21 protein-coding genes, 1 tRNA gene and 3 pseudogenes are annotated in these 22,763 nt (G+C 42.7%); 3 read left to right on the top strand and 22 right to left on the bottom strand.

The window, feature by feature from the left end; genetic code table 11:
• Positions 1 to 89: 89 nt before the first annotated feature.
• From LJE12_RS10060 to LJE12_RS20645, 3 genes are all read right to left on the bottom strand, one after another.
• A complete protein-coding gene (locus tag LJE12_RS10060; protein WP_008707965.1) occupies positions 90 to 626 on the bottom strand; it encodes a nitroreductase family protein in 537 nt (178 codons plus the stop codon).
• Between the two features lie 62 nt (positions 627 to 688).
• Entirely contained in the window at positions 689 to 2,131 is a 1,443-nt protein-coding gene (locus LJE12_RS10055) for a L,D-transpeptidase family protein (RefSeq protein WP_008707964.1), read from the bottom strand.
• A 138-nt stretch (positions 2,132 to 2,269) separates the two neighbouring features.
• Positions 2,270 to 2,383 carry a DUF6783 domain-containing protein gene (locus LJE12_RS20645; RefSeq protein ID WP_320055412.1) on the bottom strand — a complete coding sequence of 38 codons (114 nt, stop codon included), beginning with the start codon at positions 2,381 to 2,383 and terminating at the stop codon, positions 2,270 to 2,272.
• Between LJE12_RS20645 and LJE12_RS21070 the strand changes: the two genes are divergently transcribed.
• The gene (locus LJE12_RS21070; protein WP_306441474.1) at positions 2,330 to 2,470 is read left to right on the top strand and encodes a DUF6783 domain-containing protein; all 141 of its coding nucleotides are present in this window, start codon (positions 2,330 to 2,332) and stop codon (positions 2,468 to 2,470) included. The genes LJE12_RS20645 and LJE12_RS21070 overlap by 54 nt on opposite strands.
• On the opposite strand, the gene fba is transcribed toward LJE12_RS21070, so the two are convergent.
• Positions 2,453 to 3,316: a class II fructose-1,6-bisphosphate aldolase gene (gene fba / locus LJE12_RS10050; protein WP_008707962.1), complete on the bottom strand. Its 864-nt coding sequence runs from the start codon at positions 3,314 to 3,316 to the stop codon at positions 2,453 to 2,455. The two genes, LJE12_RS21070 and fba, sit on opposite strands and share 18 nt — an antisense overlap.
• Before the next feature lie 268 nt (positions 3,317 to 3,584).
• Here fba and LJE12_RS10045 point away from each other — a divergent pair.
• Positions 3,585 to 3,666, top strand: a tRNA-Tyr gene (locus tag LJE12_RS10045).
• Between the two features lie 119 nt (positions 3,667 to 3,785).
• Here the strand turns inward: LJE12_RS10045 and LJE12_RS10040 are convergent.
• The 5 genes and pseudogenes from LJE12_RS10040 to tilS (LJE12_RS20635) form a co-directional block, all read right to left on the bottom strand.
• Positions 3,786 to 5,921 carry a glycoside hydrolase family 13 protein gene (locus tag LJE12_RS10040; protein ID WP_008707961.1) on the bottom strand — a complete coding sequence of 712 codons (2,136 nt, stop codon included), beginning with the start codon at positions 5,919 to 5,921 and terminating at the stop codon, positions 3,786 to 3,788.
• Positions 5,922 to 6,272: 351 nt separating this feature from the next.
• Positions 6,273 to 8,126 carry an ATP-dependent zinc metalloprotease FtsH gene (gene ftsH / locus LJE12_RS10035; protein ID WP_020993436.1) on the bottom strand — a complete coding sequence of 618 codons (1,854 nt, stop codon included), beginning with the start codon at positions 8,124 to 8,126 and terminating at the stop codon, positions 6,273 to 6,275.
• A gap of 16 nt (positions 8,127 to 8,142) precedes the next feature.
• Positions 8,143 to 8,673, bottom strand: coding sequence for a hypoxanthine phosphoribosyltransferase (gene hpt, locus LJE12_RS10030; RefSeq protein ID WP_020993437.1), 531 nt, complete (start codon positions 8,671 to 8,673; stop codon positions 8,143 to 8,145).
• Positions 8,666 to 8,941, bottom strand: coding sequence for a tRNA lysidine(34) synthetase TilS (gene tilS, locus LJE12_RS20640; RefSeq protein ID WP_334298106.1), 276 nt, complete (start codon positions 8,939 to 8,941; stop codon positions 8,666 to 8,668). The genes hpt and tilS (LJE12_RS20640) overlap by 8 nt, the downstream gene beginning before the upstream one ends.
• Positions 8,942 to 9,511: 570 nt before the next feature.
• A pseudogene (gene tilS / locus LJE12_RS20635) lies at positions 9,512 to 10,282 on the bottom strand (tRNA lysidine(34) synthetase TilS); the annotation flags it as partial.
• Between tilS (LJE12_RS20635) and LJE12_RS20630 the strand changes: the two are divergent.
• Positions 10,220 to 10,453, top strand: a pseudogene (locus LJE12_RS20630) (DUF6783 domain-containing protein); the annotation flags it as partial. The pseudogenes tilS (LJE12_RS20635) and LJE12_RS20630 overlap by 63 nt on opposite strands.
• Here the strand turns inward: LJE12_RS20630 and LJE12_RS10020 are convergent.
• The 13 genes and pseudogenes from LJE12_RS10020 to LJE12_RS09960 all read right to left on the bottom strand — a co-directional run.
• A pseudogene (locus LJE12_RS10020) lies at positions 10,353 to 11,762 on the bottom strand (SpoIIE family protein phosphatase); the annotation flags it as partial. The pseudogenes LJE12_RS20630 and LJE12_RS10020 overlap by 101 nt on opposite strands.
• Before the next feature lie 243 nt (positions 11,763 to 12,005).
• Positions 12,006 to 12,320: an FtsB family cell division protein gene (locus tag LJE12_RS10015; protein WP_022380528.1), complete on the bottom strand. Its 315-nt coding sequence runs from the start codon at positions 12,318 to 12,320 to the stop codon at positions 12,006 to 12,008.
• Positions 12,281 to 12,739 (bottom strand): spore cortex biosynthesis protein YabQ, encoded by a 459-nt coding sequence (gene yabQ, locus LJE12_RS20625; RefSeq protein ID WP_173697447.1) that lies wholly within the window; start codon positions 12,737 to 12,739, stop codon positions 12,281 to 12,283. The genes LJE12_RS10015 and yabQ overlap by 40 nt, the downstream gene beginning before the upstream one ends.
• A 3-nt stretch (positions 12,740 to 12,742) precedes the next feature.
• Positions 12,743 to 13,024, bottom strand: a complete 282-nt coding sequence (gene yabP, locus LJE12_RS10005; protein ID WP_008707950.1) for a sporulation protein YabP — start codon at positions 13,022 to 13,024, stop codon at positions 12,743 to 12,745.
• A 156-nt stretch (positions 13,025 to 13,180) separates the two neighbouring features.
• Entirely contained in the window at positions 13,181 to 13,420 is a 240-nt protein-coding gene (locus tag LJE12_RS10000) for an RNA-binding S4 domain-containing protein (RefSeq protein WP_008707948.1), read from the bottom strand.
• Between the two features lie 98 nt (positions 13,421 to 13,518).
• Positions 13,519 to 13,797 carry an HU family DNA-binding protein gene (locus tag LJE12_RS09995; protein ID WP_008707945.1) on the bottom strand — a complete coding sequence of 93 codons (279 nt, stop codon included), beginning with the start codon at positions 13,795 to 13,797 and terminating at the stop codon, positions 13,519 to 13,521.
• Between the two features lie 258 nt (positions 13,798 to 14,055).
• Positions 14,056 to 15,075, bottom strand: coding sequence for a phosphotransferase (locus tag LJE12_RS09990; RefSeq protein WP_227292184.1), 1,020 nt, complete (start codon positions 15,073 to 15,075; stop codon positions 14,056 to 14,058).
• 117 nt (positions 15,076 to 15,192) lie between these two features.
• Positions 15,193 to 16,518: a CCA tRNA nucleotidyltransferase gene (locus tag LJE12_RS09985; protein ID WP_227226901.1), complete on the bottom strand. Its 1,326-nt coding sequence runs from the start codon at positions 16,516 to 16,518 to the stop codon at positions 15,193 to 15,195.
• 91 nt (positions 16,519 to 16,609) lie between these two features.
• A complete protein-coding gene (gene proS, locus LJE12_RS09980; protein WP_022380532.1) occupies positions 16,610 to 18,049 on the bottom strand; it encodes a proline--tRNA ligase in 1,440 nt (479 codons plus the stop codon).
• A gap of 587 nt (positions 18,050 to 18,636) precedes the next feature.
• Entirely contained in the window at positions 18,637 to 19,128 is a 492-nt protein-coding gene (locus LJE12_RS09975) for a deoxycytidylate deaminase (RefSeq protein ID WP_008707937.1), read from the bottom strand.
• A 224-nt stretch (positions 19,129 to 19,352) separates the two neighbouring features.
• Positions 19,353 to 19,784, bottom strand: coding sequence for a ribose 5-phosphate isomerase B (gene rpiB, locus LJE12_RS09970; protein ID WP_008707935.1), 432 nt, complete (start codon positions 19,782 to 19,784; stop codon positions 19,353 to 19,355).
• Positions 19,785 to 19,921: 137 nt separating this feature from the next.
• On the bottom strand, positions 19,922 to 20,974 hold the full coding sequence (locus LJE12_RS09965) for an L-threonylcarbamoyladenylate synthase (protein ID WP_008707934.1): 1,053 nt from the start codon (positions 20,972 to 20,974) through the stop codon (positions 19,922 to 19,924).
• A gap of 316 nt (positions 20,975 to 21,290) precedes the next feature.
• Positions 21,291 to 22,391: a DUF459 domain-containing protein gene (locus tag LJE12_RS09960; protein WP_008707933.1), complete on the bottom strand. Its 1,101-nt coding sequence runs from the start codon at positions 22,389 to 22,391 to the stop codon at positions 21,291 to 21,293.
• Between the last annotated feature and the right edge of the window lie 372 nt (positions 22,392 to 22,763).

The following is a 22,763-nucleotide window of genomic DNA, read 5'->3' as shown; positions in this document are numbered from 1 at the left end:
TTAGCTGATCTTCCCGGGCTTAGTTTTTCTTAAGACCCGAAACCGAGCCGAAGAGAATTGTTTGGGGCTGCGTCCCCCTTTAACTGATCTTACAAAAACTTCACTATCTCTTCTGTATCTTTCCTTTTCGGCCGTCCAGGCTCTTCCCCCGGAACTCCTACCGCAATTACCCCAACAACAGTCTCCGTCTCCGGAACAGAACAAAATTCTCTGATCTTATCCGCATCCCTGATCCCCATAATAAGAGTTCCATATCCCAGTTCTTCAGCCTTTAATATCAGGTTCTCATTCTGCAGCCCAAGATCATAACATCCCCATCCATTTCCAATTTCATTATCCGCTGTTCCATCTTTCTGAAAACCTGCTCTGTTATGTACGAAAGTACTAACCAGCAACACTGCATTCTCACATTTCCCTGCATTCATTTCCGGCAGACATTCCCGTCTGAACTGTTCCACATTCTTTTCGTCCATAATACAGTAATAACGTCCTGTTTGAGAGTTCTTCCATGAAGGCGCCTCCTGAGCTGCTTTTATCATACTCAAAATTTCATCTTTCGTCACCGTATTTCTCTCTACATATTTACGAACACTCCGTCTCTTTTCTATCAGATTCTGAAATTCCATATTTTTATACCTCTTCTATTCTTTCTCTTTAATCAGATAGATAAAATCCATCCTATATATCTTTAATAAATAATAATAGGATATCCTCCATCGATTGTATTATATATCAATGCCGCCTGATCTTCCGGCAGATTGATACAGCCGTGACTTCCATGTCCTGTCTTATATCGGTTTCCACCAAATGCAGACTGCCATGATGCATCATGAAGTCCCTGTCCATAAACAAACGGCATCCAGTATTTTACCGTTTCCGCATATCCATATTCTTCACTGCTTAACGTAAACGGACTTGCCTTATATGCAATCGGCCATGCTCCTCTGTAAGTCTCACGTTCCGGTGTGGGTGCACCGCTGACAATATCTGTTTCAGTAACCAGCGCACCATCTTTATACAGCCATAAATGCTGTGAATCAAGACTGACTTCTATATAACTGCCTGCCAGGTCATCTGTTCCGTTTCTCTTCATGCCACTGCTGCTGTACACCGGCTCTCTGGATACATTTTCACCACTTTTAAGATCTTCAAGAAGCTGTGTCAGCTCTGCATCCTGATCGATCCTGTATCCATATTCATTATCAGAAACCGTAACATCCGTTCCCAGCGATGTATGAAAAGTACGCGGCACATAAATAGTATTATATTTATTTGCCATATTCGATATGTAATCTGCAGCCGCATCCTTATCAATGCTTATACCACTATTTTTAATCTGCAGCCAGGAACTGATCGTGTCTGAATCCAGCACCTGCGTTTCCTCACCAAACAGATAAGAAACTGTTGTACTGCGGTATTTTTTCAACAGGCTGTTTAACTTCTTCACCTTCTGCTTCATTTCACCTGATTCTTCAATATCCGGCTGCCGGTAAACTTCCTCGTTTAATTCCATCTTTACATCAGATGTAAGCAATTCTGTTTCGAAATCTTTATCCAGAGTTTCCTCCACATAGCTTAATAGCCTGTTTTCATCAATCTGATTTCCGGGAACCTGTTTCACCAACACATATTTCTGTTTCTTTTTACTATATCGGATATGTGCATCCGTAGGTTCTGTTCTGTCTTTTTCATCAAAATGATCCGCAGACAATGCTGCCTGTTCCTGCGCTTCATCTCTGATGATCTGATAATCAATCTTATAATCTCTCTGTGATGCAAAAAGTTTAAATGTCCCGCTTCTCTCCTGTTTCAATGTTTCCAGTGCACTTTTCAGAATGTCCTGATCCAGACTGTATCCAAGTTGTTCCATTGAAACATTATAAACATCCTTTCCATCTTCATGAAATGTTATTGTTTTATTCTGAAATGCTTCAGATATTTTCTGCTGCGCTTCTTCCACAGTAAGCTTCGATACATCCAACCTGTACACACTCACTTTCCTTCCCAGTGTGACAGTATCCACATGATGTATGTAAACAGCCAGACCGATTCCCGCTGTCACGATCATCACGATACATATTACAAGAATCACTTTCAGCTTCTTTCTATTTAAGGCTTTTTTCTGTTCCATCCTTTGTTCTGCTACTTCCTTTCACCTTATTTTAGATATCTGCAATTATTTTATTATATAGAGAGATAAAAATCAATTTGTAAAATGCAGTTCGCCTGTTGTTACTGTTCACTCCGTTCTCAGTAACGTAGCCAAAATTCATTCCAGATTGCAACCGCCTGTTACTTTAGAGCGTGTCTGAAAAATCATTCCTGCAATCTGCGCGCCCCACTTTGCGGTATATTTTGTCCGAATTCGGTTGTCGTAGCCCATCAGGTTTTTGAGTCCATAAAAAAATCCCACATCACAAGGATGCGGGATTTTTTACTTATGAGGTTATCATCAGGCTTTGTTAACTGATCCGAATAATTCCATTTTTTCCTTAACAGTAGCTTTGATTGCTTCGAAGCCAGGTGCAAGAAGTTTACGAGGATCGTATCCTTTACCCTGCTGATCTTTTCCTTCTTCGATGTATTTACGTGTAGCTGCTGCGAAAGAAAGCTGGCATTCTGTGTTTACATTGATCTTGGATACGCCAAGGTCGATAGCTTTCTTGATCATATCTGCCGGGATACCTGTGCCACCGTGAAGTACCAGAGGCATCTCTCCTGTCAGTTTCTGGATTGCATCCAGAGTTTCAAAGCTTAAGCCTTTCCAGTTAGCCGGATATTTTCCATGGATGTTACCGATACCTGCTGCAAGGAAATCAATACCAAGGTCTGCGATCATCTTGCATTCCTGAGGATCTGCGCATTCGCCCATTCCTACAACACCGTCTTCTTCACCACCGATGGAACCAACTTCTGCTTCCAGAGACATTCCGTGTTCAGCAACGATCTTAACCAGTTCTTTAGTTTTTGCAACGTTTTCTTCGATCGGGTAATGAGATCCGTCGAACATGATGGATGAGAATCCTGCTTCAACGCATTTTAAGCATCCTTCATAGCTGCCGTGGTCAAGGTGAAGAGCTACAGGAACAGTGATGTTCAGTTCTTCCATCATTCCGTTAACCATACCAACAACTGTTTTATAACCTGTCATATATTTACCAGCACCTTCGGATACACCAAGGATTACAGGAGAGTTCAGTTCCTGAGCTGTTAAAAGGATAGCCTTTGTCCACTCAAGGTTGTTGATGTTGAACTGTCCAACTGCATAATGACCTGCTTTTGCTTTTTTCAGCATTTCTGTTGCATTTACTAACATGATAAATTCCTCCTAATCTGTAGTAACTGTGTTCATTCTCAGTTACCCTAATCAATCTCCGATATGGAATTACATCTATATCCAGATATGGTTATATTACCAGATTTCTGCTTTTTCGTCTACTCTTTTGCCAAAAAAATGACAAACAAAATTCCCCGGAAAATATGCAAAAAAGTCCGGCAATACACAATATATAATAATTTTCTGCAATTTATAAAAAAGTGCTTGCATTATTTAAATATTTCATATATAATAAGTTTCGGTTTAAGGATGGATTCCCGAGTGGCCAAAGGGGGCAGACTGTAAATCTGTTAGCAACGCTTTCGAAGGTTCGAATCCTTCTCCATCCATTAAAAGGTTCAGACATTTGTCTGGATCTTTTTTTGTTATATTATAAAACGGCAGTCCCTTCTTCCGTAAGAGGCTGCCGTCCAGGCCAGGCGGATGAGATCATCTGCTTCGCATTTTGTTAATTTTTATGATGTAAGACCACTGCACCAAATGCCGGCATTGTGATCTTCAGAATTCCGGCTGCTGCTGTGTATTCTTTACATTCTTCCGTAAATCCCACTGCAGATGTCATGACAACACGTTTCAGCTTTGTATCTTCCAGACGGCTGATTCCTGCCTGTCCTAACCGTATCTCCACTTCCCTGCCTTCTTCCTGATTATTTACGATCACAATTATCTGTTCATCATGAGAAAATCTCGCATAACAAAGTCCCTGATAATCATTCCAGAGAAATCCCAGTGATCCCGTTTTTAACACTTCATATTTCTTATGGATACGGATCATTACCCTGTGGAAGTCGATCATCTGATAATCCTCACGTCCCCAGGGATAAGTACGTCTGTTATCCGGATCTGTGAATCCACAGAGTCCTGCCTCATCTCCGTAATATACAGTCGGTGCGCCCGGCCAGGTCATCTGGATGGTAACCGCCTCACGCATAACTGCCGGATTTACTCCCTCAGATGCCGCCTCCGGACCTGCATAGGAAATTCGTCCTACCCTGTGATTGGTTCTGGTCAGGAATCTGGAATGGTCATGATTTGACAATTCATTCATGGCTGTCTGAAGTGCAGACATATGAAGCGCTCTCATGTGCGTTTTCATAGCTCCGATAAAAGCCTCACTGTTTCCTAACAGGTCTTCACGATACTCGTCACTGTGCTTCTCCATACCTGTCAGGAACCAGGTCAGCGGCTCCATAAATGCGTCATAGTTCATGACTGTATCCCATTCATCACCTTTCAGCCAGCCTTCCGGATTACCGTAATGCTCTGCCAGGATAATGGCATTTGGATTGGCAGCTTTCACTGCCTTCCGGAAATCTTTCCAGAACTGATGGTTAAAATCATTGCTGTGTCCCAGATCCGCCGCCACATCCAGTCTCCAACCATCTACATTATAAGGAGCAGATACCCATTTCTGTCCAACACGAAGAATATAATCATAAAGTTCTCTGGAACCCTCATAATTTAATTTAGGCAGTGTATCGTGTGCCCACCATCCATCATAGGAGGTATTATATGGCCATGCATTAGGATCATTAAAGGAAAAGAAATTACGATAGGGACTGTCCGCAGAAACATAAGCTCCTTTCGGATATCCTTCCTGATTCTCATAAATACGTTCTCTGTCCATCCACTTATTAAAAGAACCGCAGTGATTGAACACACCATCCAGAATGATCTTCATTCCTCTTCTGTGAATCTCTGCTGTCAGTTTCGCAAAAAGCTCATTACTTGCTTCCAGATTCTTCTTATCTGTCACACGTTTGATATATTTCCATGCATGGGAATTATCATCGTCGTCTACAAGAAGGATTCCCTCATTACAATCTTCTACAATCCTGCCGTAATGTGGATCCACATAATCATAATCCTGACAGTCATACTTATGATTACTTGGAGAAACAAAAATCGGATTTAAATAAATAACCTCGACTCCCAGATCCTGCAGATAATCCAGTTTGTTCATAATTCCCTGCAGGTCACCGCCGTAAAATTCACGCACACCCATCACTGCCGGAATCTTATTCCACTGTTCTACCTGTACACTCTTATCTCCAATATAATGATATTCTCCGGTCACAACATCATTGGTAGGATCTCCGTTAAGAAAACGGTCTACATAAATCTGGTACATTACCGCACCCTTGGCCCACTTTGGAGTATCAAAGCCCGGATAAATCTCAAAATCCATCCTGCCCTCATGTTTCATACAGACTCCCTGATTATTGTAATAACAGGTTACCCATCCATACTGTATCTCAAAATAATAACGGAAGATGTCCTCTCCAATCGTCACCTGGGCAGAATAATAATCAAATCCGTTCTCTGTCCCGCAAATCTCCATCTGCACACGCTGCTCCTGGCTTACCAGATATACAGAATCTACATTATTTCTCTGGGTACGGAATTTGATCGTTACTGTATCTCCTGCCTTTGGTTCTGCAGGTATTCTGTAATATTCTGTTCCGTCACTGAAAAGCGCCTCTTTATTAAACACAGAACGCATATTCAGGATGTACTGCATTCTTTTTTTTATATCTGCTTTTTCATATTCCATTTCCGTCCAGTCCTCTCTGTCATTTATCATTTTATTATTTTATCCTAAAATAAACCATCTGACAACCATCTGTTTTTCCCAAAAATACTTATATATTCAGTGATTCTGCACAACCATTCATTCTGTCACAGTATTTCGGACTGCCGGATTCCGGCGAAGCAGATATTTCATTGCTGAAAATAACGTGAACAGTAATGATATTTTAAGACAGTAAAAAAGCCAGCGGGATAAGCTGGCTTTTTTGGAGAAGGTATTTCTTCTTATGGGGTGTAGCAAAAACTATATAATGTATTGGGGGGTTTTTACGGTTTATATAATACCATGAGGCAAGAGAAAAGTGTGCACAAACTTCACAAAATTTGGCACACTTTTTTGTATACATTATATACTGTTGTTTTCTGTTTCCGGATCTTCTGTTGTAAAAAGTGCTTCGAATTCGTCTCTGTGCACCTTTTCCTTCTCGAGAAGAAGACTTGCACACTTGTGCAGAACATCCTCATGTCCCAGAATGATCTTCTTTGCCTGGTCATGACATTCACTGATAATACGGCGGATTTCTTCATCAATGGACTTGGCAACATCCTCGCTGTAACTTCTGGTATGAGCCAGGTCTCTGCCGATAAATACCTCGTCATCGTCATCACCATAACAGATAAGACCAAGTTTATCAGACATTCCGTATTTCATAACCATACTTCTGGCTGTCGCAGTTGCACGTTTGATGTCATTGGATGCACCAGTCGTAATATCCCCGAAGATAATTTCCTCTGCTATGCGCCCGCCTAACAGTGTCATAATATCCTGAAGCATTTTTCCTTTGGTATTAAACATCTCATCATTATCCGGAAGAGGCATGGTGTAACCTGCTGCTCCCATTCCTGTCGGGATAATGGAAATCGTGTAGACAGGATCCATATCCGGAAGTACATGAAACAGGATCGCATGTCCGGATTCATGATACGCGGTGATCTTTTTCTCTTTCTCAGAGATCACCTTACTCTTCTTCTCTGCACCGATGCCTACTTTGATAAAAGCACCTTTGATATCAGACTGAAGGATAAATCCTCTTCCCTTTCTCGCTGCTTCAATGGCAGCTTCATTCAGAAGATTCTCCAGATCTGCACCTGTAAATCCTGCTGTTGTTCTGGCAATCTGAGCCAGATCTACATCCTCTCCAAGAGGTTTGTCCTTGGCATGAACGCGGAGGATTTCCTCTCTTCCCTTCACATCCGGACGTCCCACTGCAACCTTACGGTCAAAACGTCCCGGACGCAAAATTGCAGGATCCAGGATATCCACGCGGTTAGTCGCTGCCATCACAATGATTCCCTCATTCACACCAAAGCCATCCATCTCTACCAGAAGCTGGTTCAGTGTCTGCTCTCTCTCATCATGTCCGCCGCCCATACCGGTTCCACGCTGTCTTGCAACCGCATCGATCTCATCAATGAAAATAATACATGGTGCATGGCGTTTGCCTTCTTCAAAAAGATCACGCACACGTGATGCACCTACACCGACAAACATTTCCACAAAGTCAGAACCGGAAATGGAGAAAAACGGAACTCCCGCTTCTCCTGCCACTGCCTTTGCCAGAAGTGTCTTACCAGTTCCGGGAGGGCCTACAAGCAGCACGCCTTTCGGAATCCTTGCGCCTACTTTTGTATATTTCTGTGGAGATTTCAGGAAATCTACCACCTCTACCAGATCTTCCTTCTCCTCCTGCAGACCTGCTACCTTGTCAAAAGTAACTTTCTTATTATCATCCGGAGATGACATTCTTGCGCGGCTCTTGCCGAAATTCATCATCTTGGCATTTCCGCCGCCACCGCCACCTGCCATCTGGCGGTTCATCATCATGATCAGAAAGATCACAAGGGCACCTGTGAGAAGAACCGGAAGCAAGGTTGTCAGAAATACATTGTCTCTGGGTACATCCTGAGTTGTAATATCAATATCGTATTTATTCAACAGTTCGATTGCCTGATTGACATCTGTCACATAAACCTTCTTCTGACCGGAGTCAGTAGTATCTACGATCACAGAACCTGTAGGCACTTCTCTGTTCTGTTGAATTGTCGCATCAACCACTTTGTTGTCTTCAAGAGCCTGCTCCAGTTGCTTCTGTGTGTAATTACTCTGGGAAACCACCTGGTTATTCAGATAAAAATAACCGGCTACCAGTGCAATGATCAGCACCAGATACAGACCAATTCTGCTTGGCTGTTTATTCACTTACTTAAATCTCCTTTCAGTCTTCCCCCAGTTCCACTACTCCTATGAATGGAAGATTCCTGTATTTCTGTGCATAGTCCAGACCATAGCCAACTACAAACTCATCCGGGATGTTAAAGCAGCAATAATCAACTCTTACATCTCTGACTCTTCGCTCCGGTTTGTCCAGCAATGTACACAGACGGATGCTGTTTGGATTTCTCTGCTTCAGAATTTCGATGAGATAACTTAATGTTCTTCCTGAGTCAATGATATCCTCTACGATCAGAACGTCCTTTCCTTCCAGTGGCTGGTCAAGGTCTTTGACGATCTTTACAACACCGCTGGACTTGGTGTCATCACCATAGCTGGATACAGACATAAAGTCAAGAGAAACCGGCACTGTGATTCTCTTTGCAAGTTCACAGGTAAAGAATACACCACCTTTTAATACACAGATTAAATGGATTTCCTTGCCTGCATAATCCTTGCTGACCTTTGCTGCGATCTGCTTAATACGGGAATCTACTTCCTCTTCGCTGAGTAAAACTTTGATTTTCTCACTCATTTTCGTTTCCTCCTTGGTAATTTAATACTAACACCTTCCTGGTTTGGGGGTTAATTTTATACCTCTCATTCATCCTACTTCCCACCATCCAGAGGATTTCTTTTCCACATGCGATCAGCGGAATGCTGTCTCTGTATTCCGACGGGATTTTCTCATCGATCATACAGCGGTTCAGCTTCTTTGTGTTCCCCTGCGCATTGATAACCATATAATCTCCTGTCCGTCTGGTGCGAATATACGGATTCTTTTCTATTTTATCATAATCCATCCATTTCGTATACTTTTTTTCTTCAATCTTCTGACCTTCATACAAAAATATTTCTGCCGAAAAAATTCCCAGCGGACTGGTCACAGTCCCCGGAATTCTGATTTTCCATTCCCTGTCTGATATATTTTTTCCGCAAACTGTTTTTCCGTTTTGGATATCTGAACCTTTATGCTTTTCACCGATCATCCCGGCTGACTTCTCCTCTCCGTACCGACAAAGTCTTACTCCCTCGTAATCTCTTCTGGCTTCCATGTGATAAGGAAGGCTGATCCGTCTTCCAGTCTGCATTTCATAAAGTTCCAGAACCTTCTCATAGTGAACAGCTGCCAGATCCTTCCGTCTGCCTGCCAGCTGTTCCATTGCCTGTTGTAATGCATAAACCTGAATGATCTGAGGCTCCATAAAAAATTTTTCAGTAAAGTAATATCCCTTACCTTTCTGAAACTCGCTCAACACCAGGCAGCTCTGCTGCGTAAGATATTCCTCTGCCTGGGAAATCCTTGCCGCAGTCTCTGCCATATGTGCCGCTGCCTTTCCATTGACCTGCCGTTCCAACATAGGAAGAATATTATGTCTGATTCGGTTTCTGGTATATTCATCTGACAGATTGGTGCTGTCCTGAATATGAGAAATCTTCTTTTCTTTCAGATACTCTGCAATTTTGTCCCGGCTTAAGCACAGAATCGGGCGGATAATCTCTCCGTCTACAGGGCGCATGGTGCATAGTCCCCGCAGACCTGTTCCTCTGCACAGATTATGAAGCATAGTTTCCGCAAGATCCTCCTGATTATGCGCTAATGCAATTTTTATCTCACTGTCCTTTCTCCCACAGACGGCAGCTTCCCTCTGAAAAGCTTCTTTTCTTACAATCCTTCCCGTCTCTTCCTCGCCCAGCTTCCACTCCCGGCTCAATCCCGGAACATCATAACAATAAACAGTACATGGAATCTGCCACTTCCGGCATATGTTTTCCACAAAGCTTTGGTCCCTGTCCGCTTCCTTTCCACGTATTCCATGATGTATATGGACTACTCTCAATGTAAAATCCAGTTTTCCCTGAAGCTCCTTTAAAATGCGGAGCATTGCCATAGAGTCACTTCCGCCGGACACTCCTGCCAGGACCACATCATTTTTTCCGATCATCCTGTTTTGCTTTATATAAGCAAGAATTTCTCTTTCCATTTTTATCCTGATTTCCTTTTCTATCTTAGAGCATGTCTGAAAAATCATTCCCGCAATCTGCACGCCCCACTTTGCGGGATATTTCACCCGAATTCAGTTGCCGTAGCCCGCTACGGCGCCCTCATCCGGGCAAAATATCCCACAAATTGTGACGCACATCTTGCAGAAAGCCTTTTTCAGACACGCTCTAGTATCCGCAGCATTATTTTTTCCACACGCCTGCCACCAGCACTGTCATATCATCCCGTGCATGATAATCGCTGTATCCCAGCACCCGTTCCAGTATTCCCCTGCCGAAATCTTTCGGTGATTCCTCATGAACATCCATAATGATTTCTTTCATGGTTTCCTCCTCTTTCTGGTCAGGCAATGCATCCAGGACTCCATCTGTCATCATGATCAGGTAATCCCCATGGTACAGCTTTCTGGTAGCTGTCTCAAAATCAATCTGCTGTACAAGCCCTGCGGCCAGACTTTCAGAAGTAATAGATTCCACCCAGTGATCTCTTTTGATAAATGTAGACGCAGCCCCCGCCTTCAGAAAATTGCAGATTCCTGTATACAGGTCCACTGCGCAGATATCCACTGTAGAAAACATACCCTCCTCTCCTTTGAGTACCAGAGCAGAATTTACCATCTTTGCTGCCGTTTCCTGGGAAAATCCTGACTCCATAAACTGTTCCAGAAGTTCCACAACTGTCTCGCTCTCCCTGCATGCTTCCATCCCTGAGCCCATGCCATCCGAAAGGCACATAACAAACCTGCCGCCATCCTCCTGTCTACATATATAATTATCTCCGGAAACCTTCTCTTCTTCTCTGGTAAGCCTGGCCGTTCCATAGAGAACCTGATAGCTTACATCCTCAGCAAAATGTACAGTGTGATATTCTCCGTTTACAATACATCTGCTCCCATTTACAGGTACCATGGAAATTTCACAGTATTTTGAAAGAAGCTGTGCGATCTCTGTCATGGAAATACACTGACCGCTTCTGGCACGCATGGTGAGAAAAATCTGTTTACGTCCTTTCACCTTATTCATCATCCATGCCCTGCGAAGGATCACATGGCTCTTTCTCAGTCCCTTGCGAAGTTCTTCTTCAAACTGCGGCGTCACTCGCTCCAGGTCATACAGATCACTGGCTACGTTCTCCATGATATGTGAGACTTCCATAAGCTGCTGTGCTACTGCCAGCCGATTCTCGATCATACGGTTATCCCACATCAGGTTCTGCCTTTCTTTCTGAAAATTCTCTGCAACCGTCTCATAATACTGTACGGAACGGGGACATATGCCTGTCCAGTCAGCGCGGATGCCTCTGACATTTTCCTCGTTTCCACTCTCCATAGAACGTACCAGTGCCTCCACTCCTTTCACCAGTTCCTGACTGTGTTCTCCCCAGCAGATTTCCCTCTGATAGCATCTGCTGCATACCTTTGCATTTGTATCCTCAATGATCTGCTCAACCTGCCTGCTGCTCAGATAATCTTTCCGATAAGGCATCCCGTAGAAAGTATCTGCCAGTTTCTGAAAAGATGCCGCATACTTCTCCACCCTCTCTTTCTGAGGATGGCCCTCCTGCAGAGACGGCAGTTCTTCTGTATCCGGCAGATTTTCTGCTAAAATAGTTTTTGCCATGTCCCGTATGATCAGCATAATGCTGATAACGAGCATGGCAATCATCCATTCCTGCATATTCTCCCCTCCCCTTATTCATTCCCTGTATATAGCAGACTACTGCATTTTTATCAGAGAATTTCAATAACTGTTCAACAGTCCTCTCTTTCACAAAGTACTAAACAGTTACAGATATTATATGGAAGGGTTTCTGAAATATCTGTCAAACGCAGACGAATCCTTCGTAAAAGTTTTCGACATTTGTTACTGCTGTTTCTTAAAAACAGTCTCATTGTCCTTCACAAGTCCCAGTTTCTCTCTGGCAACCTCTTCTGCATATTCGTCTGTCTCCATATATTTCTTTAATTTATCAATTTCTTCTGTACGTGTCTGCTCATCTTCAATCTGTTGCTGAAGAGTGGCGGCCTTAGCATCATATCCTGTGAGGCGTTCCTTAAGGTCATTACTTTCTAGCATCAGTCCTCCCAGAAGGACTAAAACAACCAGCGCAATCGCAATCATTCCAAGAGAGTTATACCCTACTTTCTTTTTTTTCTTCCTTTTCTTAGAATTACCCAATTTGCCAGCCTTCCTTTTTTAGCACATTTATACGCTTTATACCACAGAAGTTTACATCTTTTGACCGGAAATAGCAACCATTTTATCAAAAATTTAATAATTATTACAGGAATCTCCATAAATTTCGTACAGCATTTTACAAAAATATCTCCTAGAATCCTGTGGCAGATATACGCTCCGGATAAAAAGCCTAAAACCATAAAAAAACGCAGGATTCCTTCATTGCTCCTGTAAATCTCCGAAAAAACAAAAAAGGCACAACAAAGCCAGTATAGAATGTCTTCCGTCCCGACAGCTTTATCCGAATGTGCAAAAACATTCCTGAATGCAGCCAGCAGATCATAACACAAAAGGAGAACAGCACCCACAGCTATTGTCCGGAGCAGCAGAAGTAATTCATGATGAATAAATGCACTCATCTCTCACCGGAACATCCTTCTAAATAAGGATTCATCCCTGTTATCTGTATTCTTTGACAGATAGGTAAGACTGTCCACTTTTCCTTCCAGATCTACTTCTCCCTTTTCCAAATCAAGCTGCTTCACATGAAGCTGTTCTCCCTTTATTACAAGTTTCCCTGCCTGTGTAAAAAGCAGGATTTCTTTTTCATCAAAGGATTTAATATCCTTTACCCCGGTAATTCTCCCGTTCTGACGGTTTTCCAGCATCAGGCTGTGAGTTGAAAGTATCTTCTTCTCTTCCACAGACGCCTCCCGGTCACAGCCTCCGGAAACTATGACCTGCCAATCTGTTACTTATCAGTAGTTTATGTGCCGGAAAATGGAAATAGACAATAAAATGTTAAAAATTTATATGTTCCCACTGCATAAATGCCAAAAGCTGCAAATTACCATCCGGAATCAAAGATATTTGTACATACTCTCTACATCTTCTTTTTTGACAGTTTCTTTTACATCCAGTACTTCTACTTTGACATTCTTACTTCCGAACTGGATTTCAATAGTATCTCCCGTCTTTACCTGTACAGATGCCTTGGCAGGCTTATCGTTGACAAGAACTCTTCCTGCATCACATGCTTCGTTTGCCACTGTACGGCGTTTGATCAGACGTGACACCTTTAAGTATTTATCTAATCTCATATTTTGCTCCTGTAAATGTCATGTAAATGGATACTCACGAATTACTCCGCCGGAGTATCAAAAAAGGGGAACTTTCGTTCCCCCGGTTATCGCCTTTATTATTTACCGTTAACCATATCTTTTAATGCTTTTCCAGCTTTGAATTTCGGTGATTTAGAAGCTTCGATTTTCATAGTTTCACCAGTCTGAGGATTTCTTCCCTCGCGAGCAGCTCTTTCACTTACTTCAAATGTACCAAATCCTACTAACTGGATTTTTCCGCCATTTTTCAGTTCTTTAGAAACGACATCAACGAAAGATTTCAGAACGTCTTCTACGTCCTTCTTGGATAAGTTTGTCTCTTTCGCCATAGCTGCTACTAATTCTGTTTTATTCATGGTGTTTCCTCCTCTAATGATCTCTTTCTTGTTTGGTGGCATCTGCCAAAAGCGACAGAGCTCTATCCTCTATATATATACCTTTTTCCCCATATTGTCAAGGTTTTTCGTAACTGTTCAGCTCTGTGTTACTGAGGATAAGTTACTGTTCACACACCACTATCCCGCGAGGTGTTTTGGCATGAATATGCCAAAATCCCGAGACATACAAGCCAAAATTCCATTGCCGCAGGCAATCTGGAATGAATTTTGGCTACGTTACTGTGAACGGAGTGAACAGTAACGAGGATAATCCCTGAAACATTCCTCTGCAAAATTCTCCCAGATTTCTCTCTGTCTGATAAGATTCTGAAGCTTTTCCACATTTTTCTCTGAAATCCACACCTTTTTGTGTGAATAATAATAATTTGCCAGTTTCCAGTATTTTTCAGGATAAGTGAAACGTACACGCAGATTTTTCCACTCTTCTGCCGAGATTGGACGGATTTTATGATATTCCCTGAGCATTTCCCCTGCCAGTTCCAGATTCCAGTTATATTTCTCCAGTATTTTTCTCATAAAACGATACAAATCTGCTACCTGAATATCAAAACTCCAGTGACCAAAATTTGTGACTGCTGTCCCCAAATGATCACCTTTCAGCATCAGAATATTATGCTGATTATATTCTCCATGACATACCTGTCCTTCCCGCCATGCCCTTTCCCTGAGATCATCATAATCCGTCTCGTCCAGAAGCTTTACTGCATACTGTGCCCTTTCAAGAAACTGCTCCACACTTGCCAGATAATTTTTCTCAAATACATTGGATGCTCCTTTGTTCCGTATAAATTTGCGTATCTTACGAAGCTCCTGATTGTGCCGGAGATATTCCTCCCTGAGAGATCTTTCCCTGTATTCCTCCACAGGTTCCATTTTCATTAAAATATGTAACCTTGCCAGTGTCCGGACACTTTTTAAAATATCTTCCCGGGATTTTGTGTCACACTCTTTTCCTTCATACCAGTGCTGGAGTGTAAACCTTTGTTCAGTCTTATCTTTACTGACCAGACTTTCCTGATTATTCCGCAGAAAATAATCGGTATTTATACCATTTTCCTGAAGTCTCAGCAAAAGCTCCTGCTGTTTTTCCAGCTTTTTTTCAGAACCGTGAAATTCCCTCAGGATCAGAAGTCCCTGAGCTGTATAGCAGAGTAAAGCTCCTCTTGTCCTTGCAGAACGGTCTGCTGTCAGCTCATACTGAGCCAAAGTGCCAAGTCCGTAATCATACAATGACATATCCCCCTCTTAATCATCTTAATTCTTTCTATACATATGAAGAAAATCCGGTGGATATACCCCCGGATTTTAGTTATTTACTATATTCTGATATACTGACCATTCCATAAAACTGCACTATTTCTCATCAAGCAGACCCAATAATATCTCTTTCTGATTCTTCTGTGGATCGACAAGTACTACTTCCAGCAGACGGTTCAGCGTTTCTCCTATCTCACGACCCGGCTTATAACCGGCTTCAATCAGATCTTTCCCTGTCACTGCCAGAGTTTTTAAAGATACACACTGATGTTCATTAATGATCGTCTCATAAGCCTCTTTCACCTTATCCAGACGTTCCTGCTTCTCTGCGCGTCTGTAATCACTCTGTGCCAGCATATCTGCCTGCTGCACTTCCAGATAATATGGGAAGAGATCCTCACCGATACGGTTCACTGCCCTGCGCACTGCCTTTGTCGTTCCATCCGGTCTGTCATCATGCCATTTTACCAGACGGGTTACCTTGCGGATCGTATCATTATCGAATTTCAGCCTGCGCAGGATCTGTGCAGCCATCTTTTCTCCCGCAATCCCATGCATCTTGAAATGATCTCTTCCATTCTCATCTGTTTTCCGGACAACCGGCTTTCCAATGTCATGAAGCAGCATGGTAATCCTGAGAACTTTATCTGCACGTACATGACAGAGACTGTGCAGGATATGCTCCCCTACTGTATAACAGTGGTGCGGCGTATTCTGGGATGTTGTCATACATGCATCAAACTCCGGAAGAAATTCAGCTGTGATCCCGGCTTCATAAGCCACCCTGAGATAATCCGGATGAGGAGACATCAGGAGCTTCACAAGCTCTACCTGAATCCGCTCTGCGCTGACATGCTTCAGATTCGGTGCCAGAACCTTCAGTGCCTTACGAGTCTCTTCTTCAATGGCAAAGCCCAACTGCGCACTGAAACGGACTGCACGCATGATCCGCAGTGCATCCTCTGTAAAACGCTCCAGCGGATCTCCCACACAGCGGATGATTTTTCTCTCAATATCCTCCAGTCCGCCGAAAAGGTCCACCAGTCCTGAAGAAGGATTGTATGCCATTGCATTGATGGTAAAATCCCGGCGTTTCAGGTCTTCCTCAAGGCTTGCTGTAAAGGTGACCTCTTTGGGATGTCTGCCGTCCTCGTACTCACCATCTACACGATAAGTCGTGACCTCATATCCTTCTTTTTCCATAAGAACAGTCACTGTTCCATGCTGCAGACCTGTATCCACTGTTCTGTGAAACAAAGCCTTGACCTGCTCCGGCTTTGCGGATGTGGTGATGTCCCAGTCATCCGGGCTCCGTCCCAGAATGGAATCACGCACACAGCCGCCTACCACATAGGCTTCATAGCCTGCTTTTTCCAGTATATGCAAAATTATTTCCGCGTTTTTCGGTATTTCCAGAATCATATGACCATCCTTATCTTCTTCTATTTATTCTTAACCCCGAAAACCGGCACTCAGATATCTCTGCTGCCGGTTTTCTTTATTTTCTTATTGATTAGTATGCTCTGCCCCAGTAAACCATCTTCTTGGCAGGTTTTCCACAGCATACGCAGACATCACTTAAGTGTTCCTGCTCAAACGGCATACATCTGGATGTAGCCTGAACATCTTCTTTGATCTTGTCCTCACATGCGCGGTCACCGCACCACATAGCTTTTACGAAGCCTGGTTTGTTAACAATAGTATCTTTGAATTCTTCATAGTTTGTAGCAACATAAGTATGGGAATCTCTGTGCTTACGTGCACGCTCCAGCATATCTTTCTGGATTGTTTCCAGGATTTCCTGTACTTTTTCCACAAGCTCATCAAATGTAACAGTATATTTCTCTCTTGTATCACGACGGCAGATCACAGCCTGACCATTCTCGATATCCTTCGGACCGCACTCAATACGGATCGGGATACCACGCATTTCCTGCTCTGCGAATTTGAATCCCGGGCTCTTGTCTGTGTCGTCTACTTTTACGCGGACTCCTGCTGCTTTTAATGCTGCAAACATCTCATCTGCTTTCTCAAGAACGCCTTCTTTTCTCTGCTGGATCGGAATGATCACTGCCTGTACAGGAGCGATTCTCGGAGGCAGCACCAGACCACTGTTATCACCATGTACCATGATGATAGCACCGATCATACGTGTTGTCATTCCCCAGGATGTCTGATGTACATACTGAAGTTTATTTTCTTTATCTGTATACTGGATGCCGAATGCTCTTGCAAATCCATCGCCAAAGTTATGGCTTGTACCGGACTGAAGAGCTTTTCCATCATGCATCAGGGATTCAATTGTATAAGTAGCTTCTGCACCGGAGAATTTCTCCTTGTCTGTTTTCTGTCCCTTGATAACCGGGATTGCAAGTACTTCCTCACAGAAATCTGCATACAGATTCAGCATCTGGATAGTACGCTCTTCTGCTTCCTCGGCTGTAGCATGAGCTGTATGGCCTTCCTGCCATAAGAACTCACGTGAACGAAGGAACGGACGTGTTGTCTTTTCCCAGCGCACTACAGAGCACCACTGATTGTATACCTTCGGCAGGTCTCTGTGGGACTGGATTTCTTTTGCATAGAAATCACAGAATAATGTCTCTGATGTTGGACGTACGCACAGACGCTCCTGAAGAGGATCCAGACCACCATGAGTTACCCATGCAACCTCAGGTGCAAATCCTTCTACATGATCTTTCTCTTTCTGAAGAAGAGATTCCGGAATAAAGATTGGCATGTACACATTCTGTACGCCAGTCTCTTTAAATCTTCTGTCCAGTTCGTGCTGGATATTTTCCCAGATTGCATATCCTGCAGGTTTAATTGCCATGCAGCCTTTAACGCTGGTATAACCGCAGAGTTCAGCTTTCTTTACAACGTCGGTATACCACTGGGCGAAATCGTCTTCCATGGATGTGATGGCTTCTACCAGTTTCTTGTTGTTTGCCATGATTACTTCTCCTTTTTATGTGATTGTGTTGATCCTGACAGTGCATCAGGATATAGTCGCGGCGGAATGCATATTCTTCTTATTTTTCTTCTATAAATAAATTTCCCTATCTGCTTCACAGTACAAAAATCTGCTTTTTTATAATCCGGCAAAATCTGTCATATTATAAAAAACGAAAAAAAGAAGCCCTGCATCCCTCACAAGGGACCGAAAGGCTTCGGCGGTACCACCCTAATTAGCACTGTGCCCAAATGCCTGCACATTGCTCGCTCTTCTTCCGATAACGCAGGAAAAACGCCGTACTTCAATTGTACGGAGCTCCGAGGCCGGTTCCATAATTCACGCACAGAATCCTTCCACCACTGTTTCACAGCCAACCGGCTGTTCTCCGGGACTCTTCTCTGGGATTGCTCCTTATGTACTATTCTCTTCATCGCTATATATATATTTCGCATTTGGTTATATTCTATTTGAAATAAATTGATGTGTCAAGAGTAAAATCTGTTTACTATTCACTCTGTTCTCAGTAATGGTTACTGTTCACACACCACTATCCTGCGAGGTGTTTTGGCATGAATATGCCAAAATCACACTTCTATTGTAATCTTACGTCCTGTCCGGTTATATTTATAATAACGGACCCCGGCTGCATCCAGCATTCTCTTGGAAGCGATCACTGCCGGCGTGTCTGCATATTTATCACAGTCATAGACAATCGTCTTAATACCTGCCTGAATAATTGCCTTGGCACATTCATTACATGGAAAAAGAGACACATAAAGCTTTGCACCTTCCAGACTTCCTCCTCTGTAATTAAGAATCGCATTCAATTCACTATGGGTCACATAAAAATATTTCGTATGAAGACTGTCACCCTCTCTTGCCCATGGAAATTCATCATCTGAACAGCCCTTTGGAAAACCATTATAACCCATGGACAGGATTTTATTATCCTCACTCACAATACAGGCACCTACCTGAGAATTCGGATCCTTGGAACGCATCCCTGACATCATGGCAACTCCCATAAAATATTCATCCCATGATAAATAATCTGTGCGTTTATGATTTACATCCATTTTCCACACCTCCCCTTCACATACTTCACCATTCATCTGCTTCATAAAAGTAGCACATTGTCCGTTACTGTGAACGGAGCAAACAGTAACCATTGTCTGTTTATAACTGACACAGCCAGAACTTCACACTTTACTCTACAGCAATTCCCATTCATCATACATGTGAGAGAATTACTATAATCATGCAGGCTCTGGCTGTTTTATCAGTTTTCTTATTTTATGGCTTATTCAGTCTCTATCTGATTAATTCTTCTGATATGTCTCTCATCGTTGGAAAACGGTGTATTCAAAAATGTATCCACAATCTTCAATGCCAGCCCAGGTCCTACCACTCTTCCGCCAAGTGCAAGGATATTGGCATCATTGTGAAGTCTTGTAGCCTCTGCTGTAAAACAATCTGTGCAGACTGCAGCTCTGATTCCTTTAAACTTGTTTGCTGTAATGGAAATTCCGATACCTGTTCCGCAGATCAGGATTCCCTTCTCACATTCGCCGTCAAGAATTGCATGTGCAACCTTCTTTGCATATACCGGATAATCTACGGAATCCAGACTGTCACATCCATAATCTTTATATTCAATTCCTTTCTCATCCAGATATTTCTTAATCTCCTGTTTTAATTCATATCCACCGTGATCACATCCTAGAGCTATCATTAATCTTCCTCCTGAAATTAATTTATTTTCTTTACCTCTTCAGCAGACTATTTAAATGAATCTTCATTATCCATCTGGCCATTACTGCTGATAAGATTATATAGTCAGGCATATATCTGCTTCACTACCTGATTATATCATACCACCTGTATGATCTTATGTCCCGCTGCTTTCAGCAGACGGTTCATAATGGCCTGTCCCATTCTTGGTGTATAAAACGCTTCTGAATAAATAGACCTGACCGCACTCTGGTCAAAATCACGAAGCACTTCATATAAATGATGGGCGATTGTTTCCTCTTCTTTCCGACTTCCGATGCTGACTACCAGACCTTCGGGATATCTGTCCTTTGTCTCGTCCGTTGCAATAATTCCGACCTGCTCACCGTGTGCTTTCGCTTCCGCAGCCAGCTCATTGATTTTCTTCACAACAGCTTCCTCCGGTCCCTCAACAATTGCCAGATCTGCCTTCGGTGCATAATGGCGATATTTCATACCCGGTGCTTTCGGACGTACTTTGCTGTCAGCCGCAATCAGCCCCTTGTCCATCCTTACATCCCCCAGAGTCTCCTGAAGCATCTCCAGAGAAATATAACCCGGACGTAAAACCACCGGCACATCCTCAGTAAAATCAACGATCGTAGACTCAAGACCGATTCCCACCTGGCCTCCGTCAATAATCATCTCAATCGCCTCGCCAAGATCCTCCTCTACATGCTGTGCAGTAGTCGGACTGGGTCTGCCTGAAGTGTTGGCACTGGGCGCAGCCACATAACCACCTGCTGCCTTGATAAGTTCCTGCGCGATCCTGTCACTCGGAAAACGAACCGCCACACTGTCCAGACCACCCGTAGTCTCCTGTGGTACAAGATCCGACTTCGGAAAAATCATAGTCAGCGGACCCGGCCAGTACTTCTCTGCCAAAATCTTCGCCTTCTCCGGAACCTCAGCTACAATCGGAGCCAGCTTATCAAACTCTGCAATATGCACGATCAGCGGATTATCCGAAGGTCTGCCCTTCGCCGCATAAATTTTCATAGAAGCCTGCGGGTTCAACGCATCTCCACCAAGACCATAAACAGTCTCCGTAGGAAATGCAACCAGACCACCCTGTTTCAAAATATCTCCACCACGCCGGATAGCCTCCATATCAAGATTATCCGCTGTCATGGATACAACTTCTGCTTTCATTTTATTCCTGCTTTCTTATCTGTTCTGTATTTTATATAACAATATTCCTCTTACTTTATTTTCGTTTTGTATGTTCATGATACAACAGAGACAAAAATTCGTCAAATGTTTCTTCTTTGGCAAACAGATATTCTCCATTATCCAACCAAACAAATAACAAGCTGACAGAAAATATTTCTCCTGTCAGCTCGTACATCAATCTCTTAATTTATCAGGCAATACATATACCCTTTCTTTTGTGAGTTCTGTGGCCTTAACTTCTGCTTATACTGCTTACCTGAAACAAGATTATAATTTGTGTATAAATCAAAAAGCATTATCTGATCGCATTCATACAATATTTATAAATTCTTTTATAGGTACATGTAGAATAGTGAACGCCGTCATCTATATTTCCCTTAAACTCATTGTATGTACTGTAACCATTCTTCATCAGATATTTATAGGTATCTATCCATTGAAATCTCTTATTTAACCTGCTCTGCAATCTGTCATTAAAGTAACGTAACTGCGCTTCTTTTCGAGTTGGTTTCATTGCTGTATTTACCGGATTCACAGACATATAAAACAATCTGCAGTCACTTTCAAGTTCCTCTGCAAGAGTGTTCATACGCGCAAGATATGCATTTGCCTCGCCTTTATAATCAACCCCATTCCCGGAATTATGACTCGAAAGATCATTCACACCAAGATTAAAAATAACTGCTACGGGCTTATCTGAATCTGACTGCAGACGGGCAATTTCACTTCTCATTACTCTCTCTCCTGCTGTTTCAAACCAGCTCAGTCCCTCCCCTGTCTTACACACAAATGATACTTTTGCAACTGCATCCTTTCCATATTCCCGAAGAAGAGTTTTCTGCATAAAATACGTTCTGGAATCTCCCACAAAAATAATTCCGGAATACTCCGACAGCTGAGCTGCCAGATTATTGACCTGAATATCCGGCTCCTGTTGCCAGTTATACATAACTGCATATAAATGGGTTTTCTTCCTTACCTGTATCACCTGTCCCGCCTGATACTGCGGATTCTGAGTCTGATCCGGCTTCGTGCTCCATCCAAGAAAAGTATATCCTGTCTGATTTCTTATTGCTGGAAGTGTCACTTTTCCATTACTGTCTGCTTTTCTTATTATCGTAGACCCATCTGCCTGATGGAAAATAACCACCTTCTGAGAAGCAGATGAAATCGCTCCTGTTCCCTCCGACGGAGCCAGTGACTCATCCTTTTTATTATCCGAATATGTAAAAGATGTGAAGCTTGTGGTTCCTTTTTCCGCATCGTAAACCCTTACTTTGCTGGTTTTCGCAAAAGCTGTTTGACAAAAACATGAACTACAGCAAATTGCTCCTGTCAACATCATAATCATCATTTTCCTGCTATAATGTCTAACCTGAATTATTCGATTCCTCATTTTAAAACTCCTTTCCTGTCATGTAAATATTCACAATCCTCATTTTCTCCTACTACTTATACAGTGTCATCTTTTCATTTTTCCACTGTAGCAACATATTTTTCTTATATATATTGCACATACATTATCATAATACAATCGTAATCCATATCTGTAAATTTTACTTTTTCCCTCTTTTCCACCTGATAATTATTTCCCCAAAACCATTCCAGCCAATAACCAGCGTAAAAAAATATTTCATTTCCTGTGCATTTGCAGGGTTCTTAGATATTCTTAGCCGGCAAAAGTCTGCGTTATGAGCCGACCGTCTCACGTGTCTGAGCGAAGTTTGCAACGGAGCGAGTTTGAGAGGGCGGCTCATGCCTTTAGCAG

The sequence above is a fragment of the Blautia sp. DFI.6.71 genome, assembly GCF_020593585.1.
Lineage (GTDB): Bacteria > Bacillota > Clostridia > Lachnospirales > Lachnospiraceae > Blautia_A > Blautia_A wexlerae.
The sequence above is the reverse complement of the archived record's forward strand: the minus strand, read 5'-3'. Positions and strand labels throughout refer to the sequence as shown.

Bases quoted from the DNA above. Each gene is read 5' to 3' on its own strand.
- LJE12_RS10060 (WP_008707965.1), bottom strand. From the start codon at position 626: ATGGAATTTCAGAATCTGATAGAAAAGAGACGGAGTGTTCGTAAATAT.
- LJE12_RS10055 (WP_008707964.1), bottom strand. From the start codon at position 2,131: ATGGAACAGAAAAAAGCCTTAAATAGAAAGAAGCTGAAAGTGATTCTT.
- LJE12_RS09960 (WP_008707933.1), bottom strand. From the start codon at position 22,391: ATGAGGAATCGAATAATTCAGGTTAGACATTATAGCAGGAAAATGATG.
- LJE12_RS09990 (WP_227292184.1), bottom strand. From the start codon at position 15,075: ATGTCATTGTATGATTACGGACTTGGCACTTTGGCTCAGTATGAGCTG.
- tilS (WP_334298106.1), bottom strand. From the start codon at position 8,941: ATGGATTATGATAAAATAGAAAAGAATCCGTATATTCGCACCAGACGG.
- proS (WP_022380532.1), bottom strand. From the start codon at position 18,049: ATGGCAAACAACAAGAAACTGGTAGAAGCCATCACATCCATGGAAGAC.
- yabQ (WP_173697447.1), bottom strand. From the start codon at position 12,739: ATGAGTGCATTTATTCATCATGAATTACTTCTGCTGCTCCGGACAATA.
- fba (WP_008707962.1), bottom strand. From the start codon at position 3,316: ATGTTAGTAAATGCAACAGAAATGCTGAAAAAAGCAAAAGCAGGTCAT.
- LJE12_RS09975 (WP_008707937.1), bottom strand. From the start codon at position 19,128: ATGGATGTAAATCATAAACGCACAGATTATTTATCATGGGATGAATAT.
- LJE12_RS10040 (WP_008707961.1), bottom strand. From the start codon at position 5,921: ATGATAAATGACAGAGAGGACTGGACGGAAATGGAATATGAAAAAGCA.
- rpiB (WP_008707935.1), bottom strand. From the start codon at position 19,784: ATGATAGCTCTAGGATGTGATCACGGTGGATATGAATTAAAACAGGAG.
- LJE12_RS09995 (WP_008707945.1), bottom strand. From the start codon at position 13,797: ATGAATAAAACAGAATTAGTAGCAGCTATGGCGAAAGAGACAAACTTA.
- hpt (WP_020993437.1), bottom strand. From the start codon at position 8,673: ATGAGTGAGAAAATCAAAGTTTTACTCAGCGAAGAGGAAGTAGATTCC.
- LJE12_RS09985 (WP_227226901.1), bottom strand. From the start codon at position 16,518: ATGATTCTGGAAATACCGAAAAACGCGGAAATAATTTTGCATATACTG.
- LJE12_RS10000 (WP_008707948.1), bottom strand. From the start codon at position 13,420: ATGAGATTAGATAAATACTTAAAGGTGTCACGTCTGATCAAACGCCGT.
- LJE12_RS20645 (WP_320055412.1), bottom strand. From the start codon at position 2,383: ATGGGCTACGACAACCGAATTCGGACAAAATATACCGCAAAGTGGGGC.
- LJE12_RS09965 (WP_008707934.1), bottom strand. From the start codon at position 20,974: ATGAAAGCAGAAGTTGTATCCATGACAGCGGATAATCTTGATATGGAG.